Annotated in this window: 9 protein-coding genes; 4 read left to right on the forward strand and 5 right to left on the reverse strand. The window is 33.6% G+C overall.

Annotated features, from left to right (window positions below; genetic code table 11):
• Nucleotides 1–51: 51 nt before the first annotated feature.
• Nucleotides 52–711, reverse strand: coding sequence for a hypothetical protein (locus tag QZ824_RS09215; RefSeq protein ID WP_291275728.1), 660 nt, complete (start codon nucleotides 709–711; stop codon nucleotides 52–54).
• Between the two features lie 597 nt (nucleotides 712–1,308).
• A complete protein-coding gene (locus QZ824_RS09220; RefSeq protein WP_291275729.1) occupies nucleotides 1,309–2,769 on the reverse strand; it encodes an aminoacyl-histidine dipeptidase in 1,461 nt (486 codons plus the stop codon).
• A gap of 103 nt (nucleotides 2,770–2,872) precedes the next feature.
• Here QZ824_RS09220 and QZ824_RS09225 point away from each other — a divergent pair, with 103 nt between their 5' ends.
• Entirely contained in the window at nucleotides 2,873–3,946 is a 1,074-nt protein-coding gene (locus tag QZ824_RS09225) for a DUF3810 domain-containing protein (RefSeq protein ID WP_291275730.1), read from the forward strand.
• Nucleotides 3,936–5,129: an LETM1-related biofilm-associated protein gene (locus QZ824_RS09230; protein ID WP_291275731.1), complete on the forward strand. Its 1,194-nt coding sequence runs from the start codon at nucleotides 3,936–3,938 to the stop codon at nucleotides 5,127–5,129. Before QZ824_RS09225 ends, QZ824_RS09230 begins: the two co-directional genes overlap by 11 nt.
• Here the strand turns inward: QZ824_RS09230 and can are convergent.
• The 3 genes from can to QZ824_RS09245 are packed head-to-tail and all read right to left on the reverse strand — an operon-like array spanning nucleotide 5,126 to nucleotide 7,673.
• Complete coding sequence (gene can / locus QZ824_RS09235) at nucleotides 5,126–5,761, reverse strand: carbonate dehydratase (protein WP_291275732.1); 636 nt, start codon at nucleotides 5,759–5,761, stop codon at nucleotides 5,126–5,128. The genes QZ824_RS09230 and can overlap by 4 nt on opposite strands.
• A 4-nt stretch (nucleotides 5,762–5,765) precedes the next feature.
• Entirely contained in the window at nucleotides 5,766–7,334 is a 1,569-nt protein-coding gene (locus tag QZ824_RS09240) for a SulP family inorganic anion transporter (protein WP_291275733.1), read from the reverse strand.
• Between the two features lie 39 nt (nucleotides 7,335–7,373).
• Nucleotides 7,374–7,673 carry a hypothetical protein gene (locus QZ824_RS09245; protein ID WP_291275734.1) on the reverse strand — a complete coding sequence of 100 codons (300 nt, stop codon included), beginning with the start codon at nucleotides 7,671–7,673 and terminating at the stop codon, nucleotides 7,374–7,376.
• 117 nt (nucleotides 7,674–7,790) lie between these two features.
• Between QZ824_RS09245 and pyrF the strand changes: the two genes are divergently transcribed.
• Entirely contained in the window at nucleotides 7,791–8,618 is an 828-nt protein-coding gene (gene pyrF / locus QZ824_RS09250; RefSeq protein WP_291275735.1) for an orotidine-5'-phosphate decarboxylase, read from the forward strand.
• 44 nt (nucleotides 8,619–8,662) lie between these two features.
• Nucleotides 8,663–9,469 (forward strand): ABC transporter substrate-binding protein, encoded by an 807-nt coding sequence (locus QZ824_RS09255; RefSeq protein WP_291275736.1) that lies wholly within the window; start codon nucleotides 8,663–8,665, stop codon nucleotides 9,467–9,469.
• Nucleotides 9,470–9,605: the final 136 nt, after the last annotated feature.

The following is a 9,605-nucleotide window of genomic DNA, read 5'->3' on the forward strand; positions in this document are numbered from 1 at the left end:
CTTTTTGTAGTTTATTTTTAAAAAATGATAGTTGTGCAACAGCTACCGATGTTATGGGCTGGCTATTTTATTTATAAACTTTTTCCAATTCTGATTTAAATCTTTTTGGTCGGCTTCTTTTAAATTAACTTTTTCAACCAAAACCTTTTTCCCGTTTGCAATTTTATAAACATACATTCCTTTCTCATCGTCAACGCATTGTCTGTATTCTAGAAATCCTTTTGGTTTTATTTTAAAATTTTCAATTGAAAATAAGAAACTAATCCAATTATTTTTTCCGCAACCATTTGGAGAAAATGAGTAATAAAAATTAGAGTTTTCTAGTTTTTTTGAATAAGCAAATTCTGGATTATCAATACTATCAATAACTCTGAAACTTTTCTCTTTTTGATTGTAAAGCCAAACTTTCTCGTAATAATAATTACTTGAAAATCCATATTTCAAATCATTATTTCCATCACCGTCAAAATCTTCAAACTTTATGGAATTTGGCGCAACTCCTTCTTCCATTATGTTGATTAAAGTATCATTTTTTCGGTTTGTTAAATACAACCTTGAATTACTTCCGTAACTCGCAGTATAATTTTTATCTGAACTTTTATAAAGAATTGAATCTTTCTGACTTTCTGTTTCAGAGAATGCTCTGTTTTCTGAATTTTTACATGAAAGCATAGTTCCAAGAAAGGTTAATAAAATAAAAATAGTTCTCATTTGCAGATTTTCTGATAGCTTGCCCATAACTTGTTTATATGCGCTACATTATAGCGTTAATCTACCCAATTTTGGATGTATATGCGCTATAAACTAGCATTATACAAATATAGTTTTTTATTCTTACAAATCATTAAAATGGCTTTTTATTTTTCTGAGCTATTGGTATTAACTTGTGTATGAATTAGAATTGTTGGGGCTATTAAGCCACAAAGAATCTTTTAACAAATGTCTGCAAAAATCATTGAAACAAGCTCCTTTTAAACCCTTGAAAAAAAAATCCTTTTCATTTTACTTTTTTATGCTTTCGAACGTACAGTAAAATCAAGTGCTAAAGACACTAAAATAAATTGCCCTAGGGAAATTATACAATTCCCCTAGGGAAAATGATTGATTCCCCTAGGGGAATTATTCAATTGCTGTACAGCAATTGATTTTATCTACCTGAGAATTTGAAAATATTATCAAGAAGAAAAGTAAAAGAAACACGCTGTTTTTCAGAATTAGTAAAGCAAAATACTTAGTTGTACATTGTAGTATAAAAAAAAATGCCTGTCTCAACAAGAAACAGGCATTTGTATGGTCTTTTTTTATTATTTATTTTGCTGGAATGTTTTCTAATATTTCTAATACAAATTTCCAGTATTTTTGAACAGAAGGGATGTTGGCTCTTTCGTCAGGGCTATGGGCTCCTTTAATCGTTGGGCCAAAAGAAATCATGTCCATTCCTGGATAGTTGGTTCCTAGTATACCACATTCTAAACCAGCGTGACACGCTACAACATGAGGTTTAGTTCCATTTTGTTTTTCATAGATGGAAGTTAGTACATCTAAAATTGCAGATTTGGGGTTAGGTGTCCAACCTGGATAACTTCCAGAGCATGTTACTTCGCATCCCATTAATTCATAAGCAGCACGCAAAGCATTTGCTAAATCAAATTTTGCTGTTTCTACAGATGAGCGTGTTAAGTTCTCAATGCGAACCTGACCACCACCAACAGTTACTTTAGCAATATTGTTAGAGGTTTCAACTAAATTGTCAAAATCAGCACTCATGCGATACACACCATTGTGGGCAGTATATAGGGCTCTTGTTAAGAAAAACTGAGCCGCAGCAGGCATCACTTTAGCAGGTAAATCAGCTTTTTCTATTACAATTTGCAAATTAGGTTCTGTAGTAGCTAATTCTTTTTTTATTTCGTTTATGGTTTGTTGCATGTCTAGTTGGAAAGCCGCTTCATACATGTCTGCAACGGCTACATGAGCGACACTTTCTCTAGGTATTGCATTGCGTAAACTTCCCCCGTTGATGGTGCTAATTTGTAAGCCAAAGTCTTCATAAGCGCCAAATAACAATCGGTTCATAATTTTGTTGGCATTACCAAGACCTTTGTCTATATCCATTCCGCTATGCCCCCCATTTAATCCTTTTACTGTAATGGTATATCCTGTTGAATCAGAGGCTACGTCTTCTTCGTCATATTCTGCTACAGCGGTTACATCTACCCCTCCAGCACAACCAATGTCGATTTCGTCGTCTTCTTCAGTGTCTAAATTCAATAGGATTTCACCATCTAATAAACCGCCTTTTAAGCCCATAGCACCCGTCATACCTGTTTCTTCATCAATAGTAAATAAGGCTTCAATAGCTGGGTGTGGAATGTCGGTACTTTCTAAAATGGCCATAATAGTAGCTACTCCTAAACCATTGTCGGCTCCTAGTGTGGTTCCTTTGGCACGAACCCAGTCGCCATCTACTAGCATTTCTATTCCTTGCGTATCAAAATCAAAAACCGTGTCGTTGTTTTTTTGGTGCACCATGTCTAAGTGCGATTGCATTACAATGGTTTTACGGTTTTCCATGCCAGGTGTGGCTGGTTTTTTAATGATAACATTGCCCACTTCATCTTTTAAAGTAGGTAATCCTAATTTTTGACCGAAGTCTAACATAAAAGCAATCACACGTTCTTCTTTTTTTGAAGGACGAGGCACCGCATTAAGATCGGCAAATTTATTCCAAAGGGCTTTGGGTTCTAAATTTCTAACTTCTTGACTCATTTATCTTTTTTTCTTTAATTTTTAATGGAATGCCAAAGTTACAAAGTTAATTTTTTTTACTCCGTGATTTTCTAATTATATTTACCTAGTTAAAAAAGGAATTGTGAAAAGAAAGTTCATTTTGCCTGCATTGTTACTTTTTCAGTGGGGAATCGTTTCGTTAATTCGTTTTTTTCCCGCTTGGATTGAAACGTATTATAGTCAGGGGCTATATCCTAAAATAGCTTATCTGCTCCGCACTGCGCTAGGTGGTTTGCCTTTTTCAGTGGGGGATGTGTTGTATACCCTATTGGTTTTGGTTCTCGTGCATTGGTTTTGGAAAAATCGTATAGGTTTTTGGAAGCATTGGAAAACGCATTTTTGGACCGTTTTAAGTTTTTTATCGGTTTTATATTTTTGTTTTCATGTGTTGTGGGGGCTCAATTACTATCGTTTGCCCTTGCATGAAAAGTGGAAATTAGAAAAAGAATATACTTATGAGGAATTGGTGCAATTTACCCGACAATTAGTGTTGCAAACCAATGCTTTACAAAAACAAATTCAACAAGATACTACACAAGCGGTTCGAATGGTACATTCAGAGGCTACCTTATTTAACATGGCTCCTAAGGCTTATGCGGTATTGGCTTCAAAACATCCTGAATTTTATTATGAATCCGCTAGTATTAAAGCATCATTGTATAGTTTACCGTTAAGTTATATGGGATTTGGTGGGTACTTGAATCCGTTTACCAATGAAGCACAAGTGAATTCATTAAAGCCTAAGTATACTGCTCCTTTAACCATTTGTCATGAAATGGCGCATCAAACAGGAGTGGCGTCTGAGAGTGAATGTAATTTCATGGGATTCTTGGCGGCCTCTCAACATCCAGATGTTTATTTTCGCTATTCGGCATATACATTTGCCTTAAACTATTGTTTGTTTCATTTAGAGGAACAAAAGGCGGGGAGTAGTCAACCTTTTAAAAAGTGGATCAACAAGGGCGTTTTACAAAACTTTAAAGAAAGTAAAACCTTTTGGCAACACCATCAAACGGTAATTGCTAATTTTTTTGAGTATTTTTACGATCATTTTTTAAAATGGAATCAACAAAAAGAGGGTCTAGAAAGTTATAGTAAATTTATAGGCTTATTAATTAATTACAATAAACATACTTCTGTTTTCTATGCGCATTAACCCTTCGGCACCCGGTTGGATTGAAAAGTTTAGTAATGAATATGCTGCGGCTATAGTTCGTTATGAAACTGATTTTTCATTTTACACGGCTTGCCAGCGAACGGGACTTTTTTATGGTTTTGTGGTAGATTATCACTTGCATCGTGCTATTGATGCCAGTCATTGGGATGAAGAAGAAAAGGCGAAAGTAGTTTTTTTTACCACGCTTTTTGCTTTGTATCAGTTGCGAAAGCCTAACCATGAAATAGCGTCTTTTTTAGCCGATGTATTGGCTTTTTACAGTTCCATTTCTAGAGCAAAATTTAGTTTCATACAACATTTTTTGCCTGAAAGTTCTCCCGCTCAAGAGTTAGAAACCTTAATAGCTGATCGTATTCAAACCAATACAAATGTTATTGCTAAAAACTTTACCCATTTGGTTACTAATGCCATGTTGTTTGTAGATGTTTTGGCTTTTGAACATTATTTAGTTAGTGGTACTATTGATTTAAAATTTTTTAAAGAAGTAGAGCAAAAATGCATGTCTATTATTTCGTTGTCGCTTCAGATTAAAACGAACAAAACGCCTTATGATGATTTGTTGATTAAGTTGTTTGAAAACTCGTTGCGCTACACTAAATTTTCAGATGAAGTAGATGCTCATTTTTTAGCACAATTGCAACAAGAAAGTATTCACGTTTTACAACGATTGTATTTGTTAGATGTGGCTCAAATGGCCTTGTGGAGTGATGGGGAAAAGCAAGCGGTTGAACAAGAATATGTGGCTAATTTAATTGTAATTTTAAATTTAGATAAAATAGTTCAAAATACTGGTTTTGAGATAGATGTGTTTGTTGAAAAACATAGAATAAATATTCCTTATTTGAATGAAAAACACCCAGTTAAGCATTTTTATTCGAATGCGCAAGAGACCATTACCAAGTTAATTATTCGAAATAAAAATAGATTGTTGAAAGAGCTTTCAGAAAGTAAAGAATTGGTTGTTTTGTTGCGAAAGTCTACGTTATCAGAGTTGAGTTATGAGGAAAAAAAGAAAGTAAAAAAACAGTTGTTAGACATTTGTAAATCGGTGCCTTCCTTGACTATTTTTTTACTTCCAGGTGGAGGATTGTTATTACCTCTTTTAATTAAGTTTATTCCACAGTTGTTGCCTTCTGCTTTTAATGAAAATTTAGATGATTAAATATCTAATTTGAAGACGCCTTTTAATTCGTCGTTCGAGCTAAAGTTTACACCTAAATCAGTCACATAACCTGAGTTTAATCCGTATACCCAACCATGTAAATATAATTTTTGTCCGTTAGCCCAAGCATTTTGCACAATAGACGTTTTGGCTAAGTTAAATACTTGTTCTTTCACATTGATTTCAACAAGTTTATTAAATTTTTCGTCTTCGCTAGGCATGGCTTCTAATTCCTCTTGATAAATACGGTACGTATCTTTAATATTTCGTAACCAATTGTCTATGATTCCCACAGAGGCATTTCCCATAGCGGCTTTTACTCCACCACAACCATAATGACCACAAACAATAACATGGCTTACTTTCAATACGTTTACTGAGTAGTCTAAAACCGAGAGCATGTTCATGTCTGTATGAACCACAAGATTAGCAATGTTTCTATGAATAAAAACTTCACCAGCCTTTGTTCCGGTAATATCGTTAGGAGGAACACGACTATCAGAACAACCAATCCACAATAAGGGAGGATTTTGACCTCTGGCTAAATCATTAAAAAAATCAGGATCGACTTTTAGTTGATCTTCTACCCATTTTTTGTTATTCTCTAATATTTTGGTATAAAACTCGCTCATAATTTTAGTGTTTGATTTTAAAGTTATTAAATTTTTTTGTTGTGTTGATTAATTTGAAGTGTGCATCGATTCCTTTTAGTTGTACCTTAATGTTTCTATCTACCGCTTGAACTTGTACAAAGTCTTGAATAATTTCCAACACGTCTAAATCAATATATTCCGTTTCCTTAGCATTAATTATTAAAGTAGTTCCCATTGGAATATTCAGTAAAGATTCTTTAATAGATGCTTTGTTTAAAAAAGACACTTCTTGAGCTAATACTAATTCGATGCAATCACCTTCTTCTATTTTTTCTGTGTTGTAAATATACGCTTTTCTTAGATTTTCTCTTAAAATAAATAAGATAGATGATAACAAACCTAGTAAAACACCTTTGAGTAAATCAATGCTCACTACTCCAATAACTGTAATGATAAAAGGCAAAAATTGATTCCAGCCGTAGTTGTAAAATTTTATAAAAAGCTTTGGCGAAGCTAATTTATAACCAATTAAAAGCAATACCGCTGCTAGAGTAGCAAATGGAATTAGGTTCAAAAGTTTTGGAATAGCTAATACACAAACCAATAAAAGTAAACCGTGAATGATGGTAGATGTTTTTGATTTTGCGCCAGCATTAATGTTAGCAGAAGTTCTAACCACAACGGATGTCATGGGTAATCCACCTATTAGCCCACTAAGTAGGTTTCCTAATCCCTGTGCTTTTAATTCTAAGTTAGGGTTTGTGTAACGCTTCTCTGGATCTAGTTTATCAGCAGCTTCAATACACAATAGGGTTTCAATAGACGCTACTACGGCAATGGTAAACGCTACACTCCACATTTTCAAATTTAAAAATGCTGAAAAATCGGGCGTACTTAATCCGTTTTTAATCGCCTCAAAATCGGTAGGTAGTTTCACTAAGTGCTCTTCATGTATTGCTAAAGCTGAATTTTTTAAAATCAGATGAACAACAATACTAACGATTACTGCTACAAGAGCTGCGGGTAAAAACTTGATTTTGCTTTGAAGTTTGTATTTATCCCATAAAATTAAAATGAGTAAAGAAATTAAACAAATTAAGATGGCTCCCAAACTGATGTAATCAAAGGCTTTAATTACTTCTGAGAAAGTTGTTTCACCATCGGTTTGTAAAAAAGTTTCATCTCCTTCAAAATCTTTGTCATAACCCACGGCATGAGGTAATTGTTTTAAGAATATTGTTATTCCAATTCCAGCAAGCATGCCTTCAATGACACTGTTTGGAATGAAATTAGCTAAACTCCCTGATTTTAAATAGCCTAATACCAATTGGATTACCCCGGCTAAGACTACGGAAAGAAGAAAAATTTGAAAGGAACCAAGTGCTTCAATAGAAGTCACGACTATGGCAATTAATCCAGCAGCTGGACCACTCACTGAAACTTGTGAATTGCTTAAAAAGCCCACTACAATTCCACCGATGATTCCAGAAATGATTCCAGAAATAGGATCAACTTTTGATCCAAGTGCAATACCCAAACAAAGGGGCAATGCCACTAAAAAGACTACTAAACCTGAAATAACATCAGATTTAATATTTTTTGATGATAACATATTTTTTATTGTTAATTAGTGATGTAAATAATTAAGACGTCACATTAACAATTCAGGAGGAGGATAAAAGGCATCTAAATAACTAGTAAGCACATCTAGACACGCGTGTAGATTAAAATTTTGTTTTTTAATTGTAGTTTTCCAATGAATTGGAGCAGCATTTATTCGGTTGAATAGTTGTAAATCATGCGATTTAATTTCTTCTTCAAAAAAGTTATTGGTATTAACATCAGTATATTGCTCTATTTCTTCATCAATCATAATGAGTCCAAACACAGGAGGTGTAAAAAGAGCCGTTATGAACAAAGTGATGATGCAATATTTGAAGAGGGTGTTCAATACTATAAATTTTGCACAAATCTAATTAAAATAGTTTTTAGTCTTCTGCTTAAAAGTTAAATTTTTTGTTAAAAAAATAGGGCTAAGTTTTTTACCTTTGCCAATTAAACAACTAGCATGACAACACAACAATTAGTCGACCAAATTCACCAAAAAAAGTCTTTTCTATGTATTGGTTTAGATGTAGATTTGAATAAAATACCAGAACATTTATTAGCTACAGAAGATCCTATTTTTGAGTTTAACAAAGCCATTATTGATGCCACACACGATTTATGTGTTTCTTACAAGCCTAATCTCGCTTTTTATGAAGCTTATGGCATCCAAGGATGGCAAGCGTTGGCCAAAACAATGCATTATATTAATGCGCAATATCCAGCAATTTTTACCATTGCAGATGCTAAAAGAGGGGATATAGGTAATACCGCTTCGATGTATGCTCGTGCTTTTTTTCATGATTTAGCTTTTGATTCGGTAACTGTGGCTCCTTACATGGGGAAGGATTCGGTTGAACCTTTTTTAGCCTTTGAAAATAAACATACGATTTTATTAGCACTTACTTCAAACGAAGGTGCTTTTGATTTTCAAACTCAATTGGTAAATGGAAATGAATTGTATAAACATGTCATAGAGACATCTAAGACTTGGCAGAATAGTCATCATTTAATGTATGTAGTAGGAGCTACTAAGGCGTCTTATTTTTCAGAAATAAGGACGATTGTACCTGATAGTTTTTTATTAGTACCTGGGGTGGGTGCACAAGGAGGAAACCTAGCCGAAGTTTGTAAGCAAGGTTTAAATGAGCAAGTGGGATTGTTAATTAATTCATCAAGAGGCATCATTTATGCTTCTCGAGAATTGGATTTTGCAGAAAAGGCTAGGGAAGAGGCGCTGAAGTTACAACAAGAAATGGAAGTGATTTTAAACGAGCGTTTTAGTTCTTAGGAATTAGGTTGGTAAAAACAATAAAAATTTAGAACAAGTATATTATGAAGCAATGGACGGATGCATTAGGGAAAGTGCATCATTTTGAAAATACGCCTAAGCGAATTGTTTCTTTAGTTCCTTCGCAAACGGAATTGTTGTATGATTTAGGTTTAGAAGATGAAATAGTTGGAATCACTAAATTTTGTGTACATCCGTTTCATCTAAAATCGACCAAAACCATTGTGGGAGGTACTAAGCAAGTTCATGTGGAAAAGATTAAAGACTTACAACCAGATATTATTATAGCTAATAAAGAAGAAAATACACTTGAAATGGTTGAGCAATTATCTACAATTTGTCCTGTTTGGGTTACCGATGTAGTTTCCATTGAAGATAATTTGAAAATGATTGCTGATTTTGGTGTGTTGTTTAATAAAAGAACGAGTGCTCAAAAATGGATAGATAAAATTCAACATGCTTGGCAAGATTTTACTTCTTTTGTGGCTAACAAGCCCAATTATAAAGTTGCTTATTTTATTTGGGCTAATCCCTACATGGTAGCTGGAGGAGATACGTTTATCAATACTTTATTGAAGCTGAATCATTTTGAAAATATTTATGATCATCATCCTAAGTATGAAGGGCGTTATCCAGAAATTGTTTTTCAAAAAATGCGAATTCAAGGTGATCCAGAACTTATTTTATTATCGTCAGAACCTTTTCCATTTAAAGACGAACATGCTTTTGAATTAGGTCGTCATACGCATCATGCTAAAACAATTTTCGTTGATGGAGAATATTTTTCTTGGTATGGTACAAGACTCTTAAAAGCGTTTGATTATTTTAAACGTCTTCATAATAAATTATAAAAAAAACGACTGGATATAAACCCAGTCGTTTTTTAACTAAAAACTAACCCTAACCAAATGAGAAATAATTAAATTTCTTGTTGCAAATATCACACTTTTTTCGGGTACAATATGTTAATTAATTGTTATATTATGT

Source organism: Flavobacterium sp. (assembly GCF_021151785.1).
Classification (GTDB): Bacteria; Bacteroidota; Bacteroidia; order Flavobacteriales; family Flavobacteriaceae; genus Flavobacterium.

Bases quoted from the DNA above. Each gene is read 5' to 3' on its own strand.
- QZ824_RS09215 (WP_291275728.1), bottom strand. From the start codon at position 711: ATGAGAACTATTTTTATTTTATTAACCTTTCTTGGAACTATGCTTTCA.
- QZ824_RS09220 (WP_291275729.1), bottom strand. From the start codon at position 2,769: ATGAGTCAAGAAGTTAGAAATTTAGAACCCAAAGCCCTTTGGAATAAA.
- QZ824_RS09230 (WP_291275731.1), top strand. From the start codon at position 3,936: ATGCGCATTAACCCTTCGGCACCCGGTTGGATTGAAAAGTTTAGTAAT.
- can (WP_291275732.1), bottom strand. From the start codon at position 5,761: ATGAGCGAGTTTTATACCAAAATATTAGAGAATAACAAAAAATGGGTA.
- QZ824_RS09240 (WP_291275733.1), bottom strand. From the start codon at position 7,334: ATGTTATCATCAAAAAATATTAAATCTGATGTTATTTCAGGTTTAGTA.
- pyrF (WP_291275735.1), top strand. From the start codon at position 7,791: ATGACAACACAACAATTAGTCGACCAAATTCACCAAAAAAAGTCTTTT.
- QZ824_RS09255 (WP_291275736.1), top strand. From the start codon at position 8,663: ATGAAGCAATGGACGGATGCATTAGGGAAAGTGCATCATTTTGAAAAT.